General features: G+C 36.4%; 17 protein-coding genes. 12 read left to right on the forward strand and 5 right to left on the reverse strand.

The features are described from left to right. Positions 1-60: 60 nt before the first annotated feature. From ACFRAE_RS10515 to ACFRAE_RS10530, 4 genes are all read right to left on the reverse strand, one after another. The gene (locus ACFRAE_RS10515; protein ID WP_422797114.1) at positions 61-630 is read right to left on the reverse strand and encodes a GNAT family N-acetyltransferase; all 570 of its coding nucleotides are present in this window, start codon (positions 628-630) and stop codon (positions 61-63) included. A gap of 38 nt (positions 631-668) precedes the next feature. After that, positions 669-1,088 carry a hypothetical protein gene (locus ACFRAE_RS10520; RefSeq protein ID WP_422797115.1) on the reverse strand — a complete coding sequence of 140 codons (420 nt, stop codon included), beginning with the start codon at positions 1,086-1,088 and terminating at the stop codon, positions 669-671. An 841-nt stretch (positions 1,089-1,929) separates the two neighbouring features. Beyond that, positions 1,930-2,565: a gluconate 2-dehydrogenase subunit 3 family protein gene (locus ACFRAE_RS10525; protein WP_422797116.1), complete on the reverse strand. Its 636-nt coding sequence runs from the start codon at positions 2,563-2,565 to the stop codon at positions 1,930-1,932. A gap of 9 nt (positions 2,566-2,574) precedes the next feature. Then, on the reverse strand, positions 2,575-4,311 hold the full coding sequence (locus ACFRAE_RS10530) for a GMC oxidoreductase (protein WP_422797117.1): 1,737 nt from the start codon (positions 4,309-4,311) through the stop codon (positions 2,575-2,577). A gap of 282 nt (positions 4,312-4,593) precedes the next feature. Here ACFRAE_RS10530 and ACFRAE_RS10535 point away from each other — a divergent pair, with 282 nt between their 5' ends. The 5 genes from ACFRAE_RS10535 (at position 4,594) to ACFRAE_RS10555 (ending at position 10,274) form a co-directional block, all read left to right on the forward strand. Next, positions 4,594-5,754, forward strand: coding sequence for an FG-GAP repeat domain-containing protein (locus ACFRAE_RS10535; RefSeq protein WP_422797118.1), 1,161 nt, complete (start codon positions 4,594-4,596; stop codon positions 5,752-5,754). Between the two features lie 247 nt (positions 5,755-6,001). Continuing rightward, positions 6,002-7,447, forward strand: coding sequence for a WG repeat-containing protein (locus ACFRAE_RS10540; protein WP_422797119.1), 1,446 nt, complete (start codon positions 6,002-6,004; stop codon positions 7,445-7,447). Position 7,448: 1 nt separating this feature from the next. Then, on the forward strand, positions 7,449-7,880 hold the full coding sequence (locus ACFRAE_RS10545; RefSeq protein WP_422797120.1) for a hypothetical protein: 432 nt from the start codon (positions 7,449-7,451) through the stop codon (positions 7,878-7,880). A gap of 87 nt (positions 7,881-7,967) precedes the next feature. After that, a complete protein-coding gene (locus ACFRAE_RS10550) occupies positions 7,968-9,836 on the forward strand; it encodes a M1 family metallopeptidase (RefSeq protein ID WP_422797121.1) in 1,869 nt (622 codons plus the stop codon). Between the two features lie 303 nt (positions 9,837-10,139). After that, positions 10,140-10,274: a hypothetical protein gene (locus ACFRAE_RS10555; protein ID WP_422797122.1), complete on the forward strand. Its 135-nt coding sequence runs from the start codon at positions 10,140-10,142 to the stop codon at positions 10,272-10,274. A 21-nt stretch (positions 10,275-10,295) separates the two neighbouring features. Here ACFRAE_RS10555 and ACFRAE_RS10560 read toward each other — a convergent pair whose 3' ends face one another. Continuing rightward, the gene (locus ACFRAE_RS10560; RefSeq protein WP_422797123.1) at positions 10,296-11,153 is read right to left on the reverse strand and encodes a M23 family metallopeptidase; all 858 of its coding nucleotides are present in this window, start codon (positions 11,151-11,153) and stop codon (positions 10,296-10,298) included. 125 nt (positions 11,154-11,278) lie between these two features. Between ACFRAE_RS10560 and mutY the strand changes: the two genes are divergently transcribed. From mutY to ACFRAE_RS10595, 7 genes are all read left to right on the forward strand, one after another. Next, on the forward strand, positions 11,279-12,334 hold the full coding sequence (gene mutY / locus ACFRAE_RS10565) for an A/G-specific adenine glycosylase (RefSeq protein ID WP_422797124.1): 1,056 nt from the start codon (positions 11,279-11,281) through the stop codon (positions 12,332-12,334). Positions 12,335-12,349: 15 nt separating this feature from the next. After that, positions 12,350-12,802, forward strand: a complete 453-nt coding sequence (locus ACFRAE_RS10570; protein ID WP_422797125.1) for a single-stranded DNA-binding protein — start codon at positions 12,350-12,352, stop codon at positions 12,800-12,802. Positions 12,803-12,864: 62 nt separating this feature from the next. Next, positions 12,865-13,905: a phenylalanine--tRNA ligase subunit alpha gene (gene pheS, locus ACFRAE_RS10575; RefSeq protein WP_422797126.1), complete on the forward strand. Its 1,041-nt coding sequence runs from the start codon at positions 12,865-12,867 to the stop codon at positions 13,903-13,905. An 89-nt stretch (positions 13,906-13,994) separates the two neighbouring features. Further along, entirely contained in the window at positions 13,995-14,567 is a 573-nt protein-coding gene (locus ACFRAE_RS10580) for a TetR/AcrR family transcriptional regulator (RefSeq protein WP_422797127.1), read from the forward strand. Positions 14,568-14,596: 29 nt separating this feature from the next. After that, positions 14,597-16,003 (forward strand): 23S rRNA (uracil(1939)-C(5))-methyltransferase RlmD, encoded by a 1,407-nt coding sequence (rlmD, locus tag ACFRAE_RS10585; RefSeq protein ID WP_422797128.1) that lies wholly within the window; start codon positions 14,597-14,599, stop codon positions 16,001-16,003. Positions 16,004-16,006: 3 nt separating this feature from the next. Beyond that, entirely contained in the window at positions 16,007-16,402 is a 396-nt protein-coding gene (locus ACFRAE_RS10590; protein ID WP_422797129.1) for a hypothetical protein, read from the forward strand. A gap of 60 nt (positions 16,403-16,462) precedes the next feature. Beyond that, entirely contained in the window at positions 16,463-17,221 is a 759-nt protein-coding gene (locus ACFRAE_RS10595) for a hypothetical protein (protein ID WP_422797171.1), read from the forward strand. Positions 17,222-17,267: the final 46 nt, after the last annotated feature.

Genomic DNA, 17,267 nt, shown 5'->3' on the forward strand with positions numbered 1-17,267 from the left:
ATCTATGGTCTTGGATAGATTGAAAAGGATGATTTCCTTGGCTAGGCGCTTAATAAATCCTTAAGAATTAGGAGGCAAATGATATTGTAAATGTTTTAAATTTTTGCCCAAAAGCTTTTTATTTCCTACGATTTTAAAACCTTCCCGTATATATAATTTCTCTGCGTTGGGATTATTAAAATCAACCAACAAGCCTAAAGTATATCCTTGCTTTAAGGCATATTCACCTTTAAGAAATTCCAAGATTTTTGAACCAATGCCTTTACCTTGATGATTTGCTGATACAGCAATACAGTCGATGTAATATTCTCCACTTTGGGTTTCATTTTCTGGGTTAAAGGTTTTCCCAAAATGGTTTTGAATATAGGCTGCTACAGGTTCTCTTAATTTAGATAATAATGCACCATCATAGAGCAAAGCCAAACCTACAATTTCATCATCCAGCTCAAAAATCCAATTATTCGAATAGGTATATTGACTTTCAGGATGAAGGATCATGGCCTTTAAAAAGATCTTGGCTTTATCTTGATTTTGTTCGCCAATAAATTCATAGGCTATTTCTTCCATGGCTAGCAGTAGCAAGGAAGCTATTTGTTCAGCATCCGCAATTTTCCCTTTCCTAATCTTCATATTATTGGTTCTTAAGAAGAATTATTGTGCAATTGGATTTAATGCTTTTTCTTATTTTTTTTCTTCTTGTCCATTAACTCAATTCTGGCATTTAATGCAGATATCGTTATTTCCTGCGATTGAATAGTGGCTTGTTGCGCATTTATCACCTTTTCTAATGCATTCACGAACTGAGGGGCGGAAACGTGCTTGTCAATTTTGGAAGGTAAGGTAATTGCTACCTCTTGAACCTCTTCATTGGTAGATTTCAACATTTCACCTTTTCCGAAGATTAGCCATTCTAAACTAACATCATTGTAAGTAGATAGAATAGTAGCTACAGCATCCGATCCTAAGGCAGAATTTTTTTGAACTCCTTTAAAATTAGCATAGGATAAACCTAAGCCTTTAAAGAATTCAACCTTTTGAATTCCTTTTGCTTCTGCAATTAATAACACTCTTTCTTTGATGTTCGCCATAAATGGGTATGTCTTTGTATTTGGATAAAATTCAATCTAATATATCAAATAATTTAAACATCACAATAAATAAGCAATTATTTAACTTAAATATAATATTATTCTCGCTATTGTGATGGATTAAACGCTGTTTACTCCAGTTTATTTGCTGATTGAATAAGATTGTTGATTACACATTCGCTTGATTTTGACTTCCTATTGTTCAGCTTTTGACTGAACCATTAATAGTATTGAGATATTATTTTATTATTAGGAAAATATAAAGCCATTGAATATTTTCAATTGTCTTTCGACTGAATGTCATCTGGAAACCTATGAATTTAATAAGGAGAAATTCATGATAATATTATAGGTTGTGCACTTATTTTACCATCAATAAGAAAATGAAATAATGATGTTAGATCAAGCGATGAATCAACATTTAATCTGCAAATGTTCCTTATTAATTTTCTTTAATTGGAGCGCATGATCAGATAGCTTAAAAAATTATTTGATCTTGGGTTTCATGCTGTTGATTTCATTTACTTGGACAATAATAACAATGTAAATGTCGGAATATATGCCATGGAGCTTTGTTGAATTTGATTAGGAAATCATTATTGGATTCTCAACTTTGTACAGCATTTTAAGGTTGAATTATTTTGCTTGGGAATACCAAGACCTCTCTTTTCCTTACAGCACGAATATTTTACGGCGAGTATGTTTAACGATTGTTAGGCAATCGGGTAGACTAAAGAAACTTAATTTGTTGTGCTAAATGAACATGAAAGCTGAAAATATCAAATAAAGAACCAAGCTTAATTAGGATTTATCTTGGTTCTTTATTTGTTTAGGATAAGGATTATCCAAAGAACTTTTCTGGGTCAAAGCCGTGCGATTTCAAAACATCTGCAGGTACACCGTTCCATACACCAGGAACATTACCTACATAGCCGATATCTTTCACGCCAATTTCACTGGTGTAAAATCCGGATGAAGTTAAATCTCTCATCAAAATAAAGAAGTTTACCCCTTGAGACATATTTGCTTCCGCTTTTGCAGGATAAGCAATCATATCAATTAGGGCCAATTGCTCTTCTTTTTTACATTTGATGAACGTATTGGAATACCTTTTCTGAGATTGTATATCTAACCATTTTAGGCCACCACGCATTGGAGTTTTATAACTTGGAATATCTTTCACCATAAATTCGATGAACGCAGGTACACCAGCTTCTGATGCGCTACCTGATATTTCATCTTTAGGGATGATGATATCCGATAACACGGTGATCGTCGCCATCTCATGTTCATTAAAAAAGATTTCTTCTTGAAGTTTTGTATTTCGTTCATGCTCAAAATCCTGAACTCCAGGTAGTTTTTCACTAGTGTTAGCGGCAGATTTTTTAGCGTTTTTATCATCTTTACAGGCACCAGCAACAACGGCAGATCCTGCAGCAATGAGCCCTAAGGCTTTTAGTGATTCTCTTCTATTCATCGGTGCTGATTAACTGTTTAACTTATTCTTTTGTTCTAAAATATAGTCTGCGGTTCTCATCGAAAGCGCTAGAATTGTCCAAGTTAAATTCTTGTCCCCTTGTTGAACGAATGGGCCAGCATCAACGACAAACAAGTTCTTACAATCGTGTGCCTGTCCCCATTTATTTAATACCGACACTTTACTATCGTCACCCATTCGAGTAGTACCACCTTCATGAATAATTTTTCCTGGGGCTTCTAATCCATATAAAGATTCCGGACCAGGGATACCAGAGGTAATGATGCCTCCCATTTCATGCATAATGGACTGAAAAGTTTCTTGCATATGTTTCGCTTGTTGAACTTCTTCATTCGCCCATTTATAATGAAAACGTAGCACAGGTATACCAAATTTATCTACTTGGTTAGGATCAATTTCGCAGTAATTTTCTTTTCTTGCTAAGGCTGTACCTCTTCCCGCCATTCCTATACTAGCTCCATAAAATCTACGGTAGTCTTTTTTCAGTTCTGCACCATATCCACCAGCTGTTTTTTGGACATTGTTACGGTCAGGCACCATTCCATTGACATGAGGAACCCAGTTTAAAAATCCGTACGAAGGCATGTGTAATCCACCGCCATATTCGATATGGTATCCACGTGGGAAATTAAGTTTACTATGGTCTCCCCACCATGGCGAATAGATGTGAACGCTTCCAGCACCGTCCTCATTGTATCGCTTGCGATCCAATAATTCGGGAAGAAACCCACCTAAACTTGCTCCAGTAGAGTCATGCAGGTATTTCCCCACTAAACCACTACTATTACCTACCCCTGCAGGGTGTGCTGCAGATTTTGAATTCAGCATTAAGCGTGCACTTTCGCATGCGCTGGCTCCTAGTATCACGGTTTTACCTTTTACAACATATTCTTGTAAATCCGTTGTATTTACGTACGATACGCCAATAGCTAAACCTTCATCATTGGTTAGCACCTCACGTACCATCGCATTATCTATTAATTTTAAATTTCCAGTTTTCATTGCTGGAATAACTAAACAAGAAGAAGATGAGAAATCTCCGTATACTTTACAAGATCTTCCACATTGTCCACAATAAAAACAAACCCCACGGCCTTTGATTTCAGATGAAACTTCGGTCAATACAGCTCCTCGGCCTGGAATAACAGGAACCCCTGCTTTGCGAGCGCCTTTAGCGATAAATAATTCATTTAAACGAGGTTTGGGTGGTTTCATGAAAATACCATCCGGCTCATTTCTAATACCTTCTACTGAACCGTAAATACCAATCATCCGGTCCACACGGTCATAAAAAGGTTTAACTTCCTCATAACTTATCGGCCAAGGTTCGGTGACTCCATCCGTAGGTTTAAAATCATCTGGTCCCATTCGTAAGGAAATTCTTCCCCAGTGGTTGGTTCTTCCCCCAAGCATACGTGCTCTAAACCATTCAAATTCTGTTCCCCCCACTTTAGTATAGGGCTCTCCTTCCAATTGCCAACCGCCAAAAGCGGCATCAAAATCACCGAAAGGTCTGATTACACCTGCACCTCTTCTAGGAGATTCCCATGGCCAACGCATTTGTAAGGCATCTTTTGCGGGGTCAAAAAATGGACCTGCTTCAAGCATTAATACTTTTAATCCAGCATTAGCAAGAATATATCCGGCCATACCTCCTCCTGCTCCAGACCCCACAACGATGGCATCAAAAACTTCAGGATTTTCCTTAATTTGAAAAACACTCATTCTTTAAAATGTGATGATATTTAAGGTTTATAATTATTTATTTTATGCTAACTCAATTTAGCAATGTTCAATATAGTAAATCATTCGCTTAAATTGGAATTAAGGGTATAATATTTTTGATACGTAAATCACCCCATTTCCAGCAGTTGTCTTAACTATTTTATTTACTCCCTGAAAAGGTCAAGTTTCTTCCTGTATTAAACCTTTTTGTAAAATTTTATTTCCTTATTCACACATGACACCACATGATGGTTAAAAAAGATTTGTTGATTAACTTGTAACATGCGACTAACCAGTATTTTATTCCTAACCCTTGGTTTGATATATTTTGCATATGGACAAAACGCCAATAGCAAAAAACCAATAGGTCCCGTACAATTTAAAAAAGTACATATTTCTTCCGAAACTTATGAATCCGTTGGAGCAATAGATGTGAATGCGGATGGTAAATTGGACTTAGTATCTGGAGCTTTTTGGTATGAAGGCCCCGATTTTACTAAAAGATATTTTATTGCAGAAGTGAATCGTGTTCAAGAATATTGGGATGATTTTTCAACCATTGTAATGGATGTTAATCAAGACGGTAAAATGGATGTCGTTACGGGAGGTTGGTTCGAAGGAACATTATTTTGGTTAGAAAATCCGGGGAACCAAGGTCCGTGGAAGAAACATGTTATTGATAAAACCGGAAATATTGAAACGGCAAGGGCATATGACTTGGATGGAGATGGTATAGCTGAAATAATTCCAAATACTCCTGGTCTTTCTTTGAAATATTATAAGTTAAATAAAAAGCAAGACATCGCCAATAAGGGGTATTTCACAAAAGTAGATGTGGCAGAAAAACATGGGCATGGGCTAGGCTTTGGAGATGTTAATGGCGATTCGCGCATTGATATTATTGTTCAAAACGGTTGGCTAGAAGCACCTAAAAATCCTAGCGACAAATGGGTAATGCATGCTGATTTTGATTTTGGAGATGCCAGTGTACCCATGTTAGTGACCGATGTAAATAAGGATGGTTTAGCGGATTTAATAGTTGGTCAAGGACATACTTACGGTTTGGATTGGTACGAGCAGCAAAAAGATAAGAACGGGAAAAGAATCTGGAAAAAACATGTGATTGATGCGAACAATTCTCAATATCATTGTTTAGAATGGGAGGATATTGATGGAGATGGAGAACCAGAATTAATCACTGGAAAAAGGTATCGTGCCCATAATGGCAATGATCCTGGCGCAAACGATCCATATGGTTTGTATTATTTTAAATGGAATGGAGAATCTTTCACGAAGAACATCATTAGTTATGGTCCTTTTGGTGAAGGCAAAGGTGCGGGTATCTATTTCTCAGTGGCCGATTTGAGAAATACAGGTCGTAAGGATATTATTGTGGCAGGAAAAGACGGTCTATGTATATTTTTCAATGAAGGAGTAAAATAAATTTAGAAACCCACCTCTTTTTTTAGAGGTATTGCTCAATACATAAAGTCTATTGAATAATAGCTTAATAGTTGATTTATAGGGTGAAGAACTTTTATAACCTAAGAACAATAGCCTAATGATGTGTTTATTGTTTTAATTAGTTGAGGTTCTGGAAAATTATTTTCAAAAACTTTATAATTAATTCGCTAATGTCTTTTGTTTAATCAAAAAAAACAAGGAAGTTTGTGCCTAAATTCAGGAACTAATGAAATTTCTTTTCAGCGTATTTACCTTGCTATTTCTAGGTCAACATACCTTCGCACAAGCTCAAGCTTATAAATTAGACTATATTATTAATTTTGATGAGGAATTAACAACTGCCATCGAATCTCCTTCTAGCGAAGAGTCTGCTGATTTAATTAATTTAAGAAGTTTGATGGATCTGGTAAAAGGGGGTAAATCGGTTATAGAAGCTTGGGTTACTCCGGATCATTACCGGTTGAAATCAATTTTTACAGACACTTGGGTGGTATTGGGCGACAAAGTAAATAAAACACTCTATCAAATTAATTTTGGGGACTCAACTTATTTAAAAATTGAAAATCCTGTAGGTGTTTTTGCTAACGATGAAACTGAAGCGGAATTGGAGGGCTTTGATATAGAATTTGTACCTGGGAAGACAGAAATGATAGCAGGTTTTCCCTGTAAATTGGCTGTTTTAACTCCTTTGGATTACGATTTTTCGCAAGAAGAGATGGCTACCATCGAGCTTTGGTATACCGAAAGAATTGAACCCTTTGTATGGGGCAATTTTACCTTTTTAAAGCAATTGCCTGGTGCTGTACTCAAAATGAATTTAGGAATTGGACATTTCGAAGCTTCTAAAATTTCTTTAGAAGATGTTACCGCTGATTTTTTTCAAGTTCCTTCCGATTTTAAACTAATGGAAAATAAATCCTCTACCGTTGATATGGAAGATATGGAACTGGGAGAAGATTTAATTGCATACTATGATACATTGGGTGGATACTATGGCTTGAAGCATGTGACTAATGGTGTGTTGACACCGCCAAACTTTATGACAATTAGTGAATTTCGTTCCTCTGTTTCAATCGCTGCAGATACCTCAGGTATGTTTGGATTAATAAATACCAAAGGCGAATCCATATTGCCATTTGTCTATGATATTATCTTATATGATGAGGAAGTTCAAGCTTATACCTATGCCAAAGATCAGCAATATAGTTTAATGGACAAATCCGGAAAGCAGTTGTGGACAAGCAGTTTTGATTATTTAGGTACTTTTATCGGTGATTTGGCGGTGATAACTTCGAAAGATTTAAACGGTTTGGTAAATAAAGACGGTATCATTGTCTTGCCTGCAAAATACGAATCTATTTATGAGTTTAATCCTACACATTTTACGACCATAACTGGAGAGGAGTTTCAACTGTATGAGTTGAAAACCCAAAAATTGCTGATAGATGGTTTTAAGGAATTGTATTTGGCAAATGCAGAAGATTTGTTTATTGCCTCAAAAGATGGGGAAACTTATGGCCTTGTTAATTCCAAAGGCCAAATGGTTATTCCATTTATTTATAGTATGATCAATAGTTTTGTGGATGGCAAAGCCGAGGTAATGAAAGCAGGTTTTGATGAAATAATTTATATCAATACCAAAGGAGAAGAAGTTAAAGAAGAGGAAGATTAACATGTTGGAATTTCAAATACATACCTTACACCGTGCTCGATTTATTTGGTTTTTATTAGGATTCCTGTTTGTCGCTGGAATTCTTCTTTCCTTTGTTAGCCTGCAAGAAATTGCCAAAATAATTATCTTATTGTTCTGTATTCCAGTCATTCTGTTTTCTGCGGTCAAAGTGAGTTACCAGACTTCGGTTTGGAAAATTGATGAACAAAGTTTGACGATATCAAGACCATCCGAGAATCATCATTTTTTGTTAGAGGACATATCTTACATTAAAAATCATATTCGATCTGGCGGGAATTTATTGGCTATACATCAGAAAAAGAATCGAAAAGTCTATCGCTTATGGAGAAATAAGTTGTTTATGGGTGAAGATCATTACGATCAGCTTATCCATAAACTTAAGGAAACCAAGGTTGAAATTCTTCAAGGTTAAGCCCGCAATAGTAGACCTTTTTTGAACTTATTATTTTTAGTCGTTGTTTTCAATAGGCAAAATATGTAATTTTTATATATTTGACCTATGAAATTGAAGCAAGTAATAACGATCGTGATCTTGTTCCTAATGACATTGACGGGAATGGCACAAAGACCAGGCTACTGGCAACAACATGTTGATTATAAAATGAATATTGATGTCAATGAAGTTACTTTTCAATATGATGGGGAGATGACTTTGAAATACAGCAATAATTCCACACAGGATCTATCTAAAGTTTATTTTCATTTATATTTTAATGCCTTTCAGCCTGGAAGTATGATGGATGAGCGATTAAAATCCATCGTTGATCCTGATAGCCGAATGGTAACAAATATAGGAACTAAAGAAAAGCCTCAATTAGAAAGTCGTATAGAAAAGTTAAGTCCGAATCAAATTGGTTTTCAAAAAATAAAAAGCATCAAATTTAATGGCGCTAAAGCTTCGTTTATCGAAGACGGCACTATCTTGGAGGTTGTTTTGCCAAAAAAATTAAAAGCAGGCACAACTGCTGTATTTGAACTAACTTGGCAAGCACAAGTGCCTGAACAAATCCGTAGGAGCGGAAGAAATTCAAAAGAGGGTGTCGCATTATCCATGACGCAATGGTATCCTAAAATGGCTCATTTCGATGAGCAAGGATGGCATTTGGATGAATATGTAGGAAGAGAATTTATTGCTCCATTTGGTGATTTTGATGTGCAAATTCAAATCCATAAAGATTATATCATAGGATCTTCAGGTAGGTTGCAGAATCCCAAAGATGTGAAGGGATATGTGGCAAATCCCCAGATCAAATTGAAGAACAATAAAGCCACATGGCATTTTAAAGCGAAGAATATTCACGATTTTGCTTGGGCTGCAGATCCTAAGTTTGTGGTGGATTCTACTAAAACCAAATCAAATGTTACGTTATACACGGTTTTCCTACCAACAAATCCAGAAGTAATAGCCAATTGGAAAACAGCATTGAATTTAGCTAGTGAATTTTTTGATTTGACCGGAAAACAGTTTGGGGCCTACCCATGGGACACTTATACCATTGTTCAAGGAGGTGATGGTGGTATGGAATATGGCACAGTCACGTTAATTACTGGGGGACGAAATTTAAAAGGATTAGTGGGGGTAATCTTTCATGAGGCAGCACATTCTTGGTTCCAACATTTATACGGCATAAATGAAACGGTCGATGAATGGATGGACGAAGGGTTTACGAGTTATATTGAAGAACTTGGGATGAGCGCCTTGTTTGAAAAACCTGCTGTCAGAGCATTAAATCCAATCGCAATGGCTTATGCTGCCTATTATAAGTTGGCAAAATCGGGCAAAGAAGAGCCTATGAGTTTATTGGCAGATTACTACCATACCAATTATGCATACAGCAACCAAGCGTATAATAAAGGGGCCGTTTATGCAGAACAATTAGGTTATATTATTGGTCGTGATAATCTGCATCAGACGTTTTTGAAGTTCTATGATTTATGGAAGTTCAAGCATCCAACCCCTAATGATTTTAAACGTATTGCTGAAGAAGTGTCGGGAATAAATTTAAAATGGTATAATAATCTTTTTATTAATACGACTCGTGTTATTGATTATGCATTAAGTGCAGAAAATTCCAAAAACATATTGATCAGTAATAAATCAAATTTTGCAATGCCACTCGATGTATTGGTCGAATATGAGGACGGAACACAAGAACTTTTTTATATCCCGCTGAGAGAAATGAGAGGGTATAAACCGACGGAAGAGTTCAGCATCTATCAAGGGGTAAAAAGGACTGTGTTGACGGATTGGTTTTGGACAAAACCTACCTATACTATCGCATTAAGCAAACCTGCTAAAGTTGTACAAATCGATCCAACGGAACGTTTGGCGGATATAAATCAAGAAAATAATAGCTTGAAGTTTTAAAGGTTACTTGTTCCATTAATAGAAAACCCAGCCCTTAGTATCACTAAGGGCTGGGTTTTTTTATTCTTTAACTTAAGAAGATGTACCTGAAGTCCTGAGTTCCTTCTTTGCCCTAGTCAGTCCATCCGTTTCAGCGATGGAGCAGGGAAAAGGTGTTTTCTAGAGTTTGAACTGCTATTTCCACAATACCAGCCCATTAAGCCGCATGTAAATTATTCTCTCCTACTCCATGTCTCACAGCTTTTGTTATTCCTTGGGTATGCATCGGATCTTGATCGGATTTTTCAAAGCGAGTTCCAAAGGATGTTCGAAGGAGATCCGGAGGAGATCCCTACAATTGATGTTTTATTTAATCAGAAATCGAGAAATGAGGATGACTCAGGTAAGGGTAATGAAAATGCCCTGCTCATTTATAACATGGAACAGGGCATTCAATAACTTATGTAAGAATGATATCCTTTAGAACCTCATGGTTGGTGCTGGATTCATTTTTTTACCATTTCGCAGTAGTTCATAGTGAAGGTGTGGGCCAGTAGAACGGCCTGTGTTTCCTAAGCTTCCTATTATCTGTCCAGCTTCCACTTGTTGACCCACTCGTACATGAGTTCTAGACAGGTGAGCATACCTAGTCTCCCAGCCATTGCTATGTTTGACAATGATCACACGACCATATTGTCCTTTATAACCTGCATGAGTCACTTTTCCTGTAGCGGTCGCTTTGATGGGTTCACCAATTCTGCCAGAAATATCTATTCCTGAGTGCATTTCTAGGCCTCTATTGGTAAAAGGATTTCTTCTATAACCATAATTGGATGAAATTCTACCATGATGAGGAATTCCTAGCGGGATACCCGCCAAATTCTTGTCGATAGATTTTAATTTTTTCTCGTAATATTTACTTAATTCCTCCCAATCTACTTCGGCTTCAATAGGCCCACCAGCATTTTTAGTGATTTGTGGAAATCCTTTTAAACCTCTTTTACGCATTTTGGCATTAATTTGGTTAATAGTACTATCAATAGAATCAAATGATTTTTGCATTTGAATAATATTGAGTTGGTTGGATGCCTCTTCCACAGCAAGAGATTGTTTCGCTTCCTGTAATGCTTCCAGTTTTTTGGATAATACTTCCTCGTAATGTTCAGACGTTTTTTTTGTTGCTATATAGACAATAGTCGAACATATTAAGCAGATCACAAAGATTGCAGAACAGAGCACGTATTTCCAGTTTTTTAGGATTATGGTTGGTATTTGGATATTTCTATCCGATTTTCCATTGGAGTCAAGAATCACAACGGAAGTCTTTTGTTTTATCATAGTACAATTCTCCCTATTTTTCTAGTCGGCCGTAAAAATAGGATTTGTTAAAAATAATTCATCATTTTTTAACATTTTATAACTTTTTGCTAATATGAAAACGGGATAATTATCATCTTTGCAACATGTCATTTTCGAATAAAATTTTAAGTTGGTTTCAACAGCATAAAAGAGCCTTGCCTTGGCGAGAAACAAGGAATCCCTATATCATTTGGTTATCTGAAATCATCCTTCAACAGACTCGAGTGGAGCAAGGATTGCCTTATTTTTTAAAATTTGTTGAGACTTACCCAACTGTAACAAAATTCGCAATGGCAGAAGAAGATGAGTTATTAAGGTTATGGCAAGGACTGGGTTATTATTCCCGGGTGCGTAATATGCTCAAAGCAAGCAAAATTGTACTGGAGCAACAAGAGGGGGAGTTTCCGACCTCTTATAAGGATTTACTAAAACTGCCAGGTATTGGGGAATACACGGCTGCTGCTATCGCTTCTTTTTCGGTTAATACAGCGCATGCGGTCGTAGATGGCAATGTGTTTCGCGTGTTGTCGAGGTATTTTGGAATAGATGAACCAATAAACAGTACGTTAGGGAAGAAGCTTTTCACGAAGCTAGCACATGAATTATTGGATTTGGAGAACCCTGGAGAGTATAATCAAGCCATTATGGACTTTGGGGCTTTGCAATGTAAACCTAAAAATCCAAATTGTGAGGACTGTATCTTTCGTTTGGAATGTGTAGCACGCAAAGAAGGAACCGTGCATTTGCTTCCTAAGAAAATTAAAGGTAAAAAAAGTAAAAATCGCTATTTCCACTATTTCCTAATAGAGGTAAACGGAGAGATACTCATGACGCAGCGTGGAGATAAAGATGTATGGGCAAATTTATATGAATTGCCGATGATAGAAACGCCAGCAGATACCACTTTAGATGCTTTGATGGAATTGCCTGAATATCAATCGGTATTTGGGGATGAGGTCCCGAGACCTATTGTTGGGCCTATCAAACATATATTAAGCCATCAAGCAATTTTCGCATCATTTTATCATATAAATATAGAAAATACTACATGGGATAAAAAAAATGAATGGAATTACATTTTGTCAGAAAATATAGATAAATTAGCTAAACATAAACTTATGAGCTCTTTTTTTGAGCAGTATTATTTTAGTGCTAACTAAATCCTAAATTATTGTATGTCAGGCGTAAACAAAGTTATTTTAGTAGGACATTTAGGGAAAGATCCCGAAATCCGTTATTTGGAAGGTAATGTCAGCGTTGCGAGTTTTCCATTGGCCACATCTGAAACTTTTAGTAAAGATGGTCGCAGAGTCGAACAAACCGAATGGCATAATATTGTATTATGGCGAGGATTGGCCGATGTGGCTGTAAAGTATTTAAGTAAGGGGAAGTTAGTCTATATAGAAGGGAAATTGAGAACTCGTTCCTATGAAGATAAAGAAGGGGTAAGACGATACACCACGGAAATTGTTGCGGAAAGTTTTAATTTATTAGGACGTCGTTCAGATTTTGAACCCCAAACAACTGCTCAAGGTCAGGTCTCGAATAATGCGAACCTCGATGAAACCAAAGAAGCAACAGTTGATTTTACGGAGAATGATGAAGAAAATGATGGTCTACCATTTTAATCTACCTAATTAAATACCAAACCAAATCATCTACTTTTTAAAATTTGCTGTATCTTTGAGGCATGTTGCAAGATAAGATTACGCAGTATATAGAAGAAATAAAGGCATTCGCGCCAACTTCTACACAAGATGTTGAAGCATTCAGGTTAAAATTTTTGGTATCGAAAGGTATCGTTAAGGGCTTATTTGAAGAGTTTAAAACAGTTTCTTCCGAAGAGAAGCGGGAATTAGGTAAGGTTTTGAATGAATTCAAACAGCTTGCCGAAAATTCCTATGCAGAAGCTTTGGAACAATTTGAAGGAGATTCTACGGATGATCAGGGAGCTAATCGCACGGATTTGACCTTACCAGGTTCAGGTTATGTGTTAGGGTCTAGACATCCATTATCTTTGGTCAGAAAAGAAATTGTAGATATCTTTAAGAAATTAGGCTTTATTATCGCCGATGGAAATGAAATCGAAGATGATTGGCATAATTTCTCTGCATTAAATTTTGCTCCAGAACATCCTGCTCGTGATATGCAAGATACATTCTTTGTTAAGAAAGAAGAAGGGAATGACATCGTACTTCGTACACATACGTCTTCGGTACAAGTTCGTTTAATGGAGGCTGGTCAGCCACCTTTCCGAGCGATTATGCCAGGACGAGTTTATCGTAATGAAGCTATATCTGCTCGTGCACATTGTTTTTTTCATCAAATTGAAGGGCTTTATGTCGATGAAGATGTTTCATTTGCTGATTTAAAACAAACCTTATATCATTTTGTCAAAGAGTTGTATGGTGAGGATACCAAAGTAAGGTTTAGACCATCGTACTTTCCATTTACAGAACCTTCTGCAGAGATGGATATCTCTTGCAGTATATGTAAGGGAGAAGGATGTCAGATGTGTAAACAATCGGGTTGGGTAGAGATTTTAGGTTGCGGGATGGTTGATCCTAATGTATTGGAAAATTGTGGTATTGACAGTAAAAAATACAGTGGGTATGCATTTGGAATGGGTATTGAGCGAATAACCAACTTAAAATATGAGATCAGGGATTTGCGTTTATTTTCTGAAAATGACGTTCGATTCTTGGCTCAGTTTGAAACAGAAACAATTTAATTAGTTTGGAGATCATGGTTAAGATTTTAATCATGATCTCTTTATAAGCATGAACCGGCTTAATGATAGGTTCGCATTGAAATTTTTACATGGAAGATAAAGTCGTCATAGCAATTAAAAAATCTGCAAGAGATTTGTTTAGGAAGTATGGCTATAATAAAACCAGTGTAAATGAGTTGTCTAAAAATGCGCACATTGCAAAAGGGACATTTTATAAATATTTTGCGAGTAAAGAATTAATTCTTCACGCTGTATTAATGGATTATATACAAGAAAATGTATATGATATATTAAATAAAAATGTGAATGAGCGAGATTTATCCACTTTTCTTGCCAATACGATTTTACGTGTTAGTCGTGTGACATATACGGTTTGTAATGAATTTGTGGGTTGGGAATTTATTCGAGAATCGGCGAATGCCCAGGAGTATTTAAAGATCCTGTCGGATGATTTAGAATTTCTTTTGTTAAGGTCTTTTATACAAAATGAAGCTATAGGATCTACCATTCCCGAAGAGCGATTGAATTTTCTTATTAAAACGAGTAAAAACATTGTATTTTCTTTTGCATTTACAGCAGTTTCTGAGGCTGATGTAAGAAAGAATTTTATTTCCTTCCAAAAGGAGATGTTACCCTACCTAGTTCAGGCAACGCTATTATAATTTAATTTAACAAAGCATATTTTAATCCGATGGGAAAAAGGATACCACAAGATAAAAAGTTTATTTCGGGCATTTCAATTATTGATATCGCAGAGGAAGGTAAGGGAGTTGGCAAGCAAGATGAACTTGTGTTTTTTATAGAACGAGCTATTCCGGGTGATGTTGTAAATGTAGAATTGCAACGGAAGAAGAAAAACTTTGTGGAAGGAAAAGTCAGCGAAGTGGTCGAAGCTTCCCCATATCGTGTAGATCCCTTTTGTTCACATTTTGGGATATGCGGTGGTTGTAAATGGCAGCACATGACTTATGATGCGCAGCTGAAATTTAAACAGCAATCGGTCGCTAATGCTTTAACACGCATTGGCAAAGTAGATGTTTCTTCCATGGAACCTATTTTAGGCTCCGAGCAAAAAACATATTATAGAAATAAATTAGAATATACTTTTTCCAACAAACGCTGGTTAACGAATTTAGATGAAGCTGCAGAAGTGAATACCATGGATGCGCTTGGTTTCCATGTTCCAGGCCGCTTTGATAAAATATTAGCGATAGACCATTGTTATTTACAACAAGATCCATCCAATGCCCTCAGAAATAATATTTACGCATTTGCAAGTCAAAACGGTATTAGCTTTTATGATTTAAAACAGCATGAAGGAGCATTGCGTAATTTAATCATTAGAACCTCTTCAACCGGTGAAGTAATGGTTATTGTCGTGTTTGCATATCCTGAGGAAGGTCAAGTTGAGCAATTGATGGATTATATTCATGCTGAATGGCCTCATATTACTTCTTTATTGTATATCATAAATCAAAAGCGTAACGATACTATATTTGATCAAGAAATACACGTTTTCCAAGGGAGAGATTTTATTTACGAAGAGATGGAAGGATTGAAATTTAAGGTAGGTCCAAAATCTTTTTATCAAACCAACTCGGCACAGGCATACGAGCTCTATAAAATTACGAGGGAATTTGCAGAATTGGAAGGGCATGAACTCGTATATGACTTATATACCGGCGCAGGAACCATTGCCAACTTTGTGGCTCGATCAGTTCGAGAGGTGATTGGGGTGGAATATGTACCTTCTGCAATTGAGGATGCAAAGATAAATTCTTCCATCAATCAGATCGCTAATACTAAGTTTTTTGCTGGAGATATGAAAGATGTATTAACATCGGAATTTATTGCCCTGCATGGTAAACCAGATGTGGTAATTACTGATCCGCCAAGAGCGGGAATGCATGCTGATGTGGTGCAACGTATTTTGGAAATGGAAAGTGCTAAAGTAGTTTATGTCAGTTGTAATGCTGCAACACAAGCAAGGGATTTAGAAATGCTACAGTCAAAATATGAGGTAGTTAGAATTAAACCAGTAGACATGTTCCCACATACACAGCATGTTGAAAATGTGGTGTTATTAAGATTAAAATAAGTTATGGATTTACAAGATTTACTTCAAAAGGGCAACGAGGGTGAGGGGTCTAAAGATAGCCCAAGTCCATTAGTCAGTTTGAAAAAAGACCTGGAATTTTATAAAGATGCTATCCGCGAAGTTTCTGTCGAATTAGTGACCGAGGGGTATACCTTATTTCCGATATTCATAGCGCATCAGCTAAAAGTAGACTTAGGCGAACTCATATTGGATCGTGCTGAACTAGGAACTTCATGGACTATTCATGCGAGTTCTTTGGAGGAATTTGTAGAGCGAGGAATTATCAAATCAGAAAAAAAAGCCTATTTTGAAAAGCAATTTAAAGCATCGAATGAATATATGTGTTTATTTGTTATAGTTGCAGAGGGGGCTAATTTTGTGTTTTATCCTTATGCTTAATTAAGAATTTTAAACTTTTTAACATTTAGCAGTCTAAAGTATTATTATCTTTAAAAATTGATGTATTGTAAAGCTAAAGATATTTTAATTCTATGTTTTTTTGTGTTAATCTCTATTTCTACAGGTTATGCACAAGAGAAAGATAATGTTATATCTGGTCTAGTACTGGAGAAGGGCTCAAGTGAGCGCGTAAGTGAAGCTAATATTGCCAATTTACGAAGCAAAGCTAAAGTAGTGAGTAATTCTTACGGTGTGTTTACCATAGAAGTACAAATAGGAGATACCTTGTCCATTAGTAAAGTGGGGTATGGTCCTGTGAAAACAGTGATCAATACATTGGAGGATATTTTGGTTGATATGCAAGCGGGAACAACTTTGGAGACAATTGTTATTACTCGAAGTACCAAAGAAGCGGAGCTCAATCAATATTTAAAAGATTATGAGAAGAAGGGTATATACAATGGTGGTCATAATCGTTTAGGAACTTATGTTTCTAGCCCAGCGACGGCGCTATACAATCTGTTTGGTAAGGAAGCTAAAAATGCCAAACGATTTGAACGGTATGTGAGCCAGGAGTTGGAAGCTACCAAAGTTGATCGTATATTCAATAAAACCTTAGTTTCAAGGTTGACTTCATTAGAAGGGGATGATTTGCAATCGTTTATGGAGTTGTATAGGCCTTCCTTAACCTCGGTAGAGAAATGGGGGGAATATGATTTAATGACTTATATCACCAATTCATTCAAATCTTGGAATGCGCAAGGTCGCCCACAACCGCAACGATTACCCAAATTAACAATCCCAACTCAAGAAAAATAACACATTGATATTCAGTATATTGCTATTAAGTTTGGCCGATTATATT

It is taken from the genome of Sphingobacterium sp. HJSM2_6, from assembly GCF_049316305.1.
Lineage (GTDB): Bacteria > Bacteroidota > Bacteroidia > Sphingobacteriales > Sphingobacteriaceae > Sphingobacterium.

Coding starts and splice junctions, on each gene's coding strand:
- ACFRAE_RS10515 (WP_422797114.1), bottom strand. CDS start 630: ATGAAGATTAGGAAAGGGAAAATTGCGGATGCTGAACAAATAGCTTCC.
- ACFRAE_RS10520 (WP_422797115.1), bottom strand. CDS start 1,088: ATGGCGAACATCAAAGAAAGAGTGTTATTAATTGCAGAAGCAAAAGGA.
- ACFRAE_RS10525 (WP_422797116.1), bottom strand. CDS start 2,565: ATGAATAGAAGAGAATCACTAAAAGCCTTAGGGCTCATTGCTGCAGGA.
- ACFRAE_RS10530 (WP_422797117.1), bottom strand. CDS start 4,311: ATGAGTGTTTTTCAAATTAAGGAAAATCCTGAAGTTTTTGATGCCATC.
- ACFRAE_RS10535 (WP_422797118.1), top strand. CDS start 4,594: ATGCGACTAACCAGTATTTTATTCCTAACCCTTGGTTTGATATATTTT.
- ACFRAE_RS10540 (WP_422797119.1), top strand. CDS start 6,002: ATGAAATTTCTTTTCAGCGTATTTACCTTGCTATTTCTAGGTCAACAT.
- ACFRAE_RS10545 (WP_422797120.1), top strand. CDS start 7,449: ATGTTGGAATTTCAAATACATACCTTACACCGTGCTCGATTTATTTGG.
- ACFRAE_RS10550 (WP_422797121.1), top strand. CDS start 7,968: ATGAAATTGAAGCAAGTAATAACGATCGTGATCTTGTTCCTAATGACA.
- ACFRAE_RS10555 (WP_422797122.1), top strand. CDS start 10,140: ATGTTCGAAGGAGATCCGGAGGAGATCCCTACAATTGATGTTTTATTT.
- ACFRAE_RS10560 (WP_422797123.1), bottom strand. CDS start 11,153: ATGATAAAACAAAAGACTTCCGTTGTGATTCTTGACTCCAATGGAAAA.
- mutY (WP_422797124.1), top strand. CDS start 11,279: ATGTCATTTTCGAATAAAATTTTAAGTTGGTTTCAACAGCATAAAAGA.
- ACFRAE_RS10570 (WP_422797125.1), top strand. CDS start 12,350: ATGTCAGGCGTAAACAAAGTTATTTTAGTAGGACATTTAGGGAAAGAT.
- pheS (WP_422797126.1), top strand. CDS start 12,865: ATGTTGCAAGATAAGATTACGCAGTATATAGAAGAAATAAAGGCATTC.
- ACFRAE_RS10580 (WP_422797127.1), top strand. CDS start 13,995: ATGGAAGATAAAGTCGTCATAGCAATTAAAAAATCTGCAAGAGATTTG.
- rlmD (WP_422797128.1), top strand. CDS start 14,597: ATGGGAAAAAGGATACCACAAGATAAAAAGTTTATTTCGGGCATTTCA.
- ACFRAE_RS10590 (WP_422797129.1), top strand. CDS start 16,007: ATGGATTTACAAGATTTACTTCAAAAGGGCAACGAGGGTGAGGGGTCT.
- ACFRAE_RS10595 (WP_422797171.1), top strand. CDS start 16,463: ATGTATTGTAAAGCTAAAGATATTTTAATTCTATGTTTTTTTGTGTTA.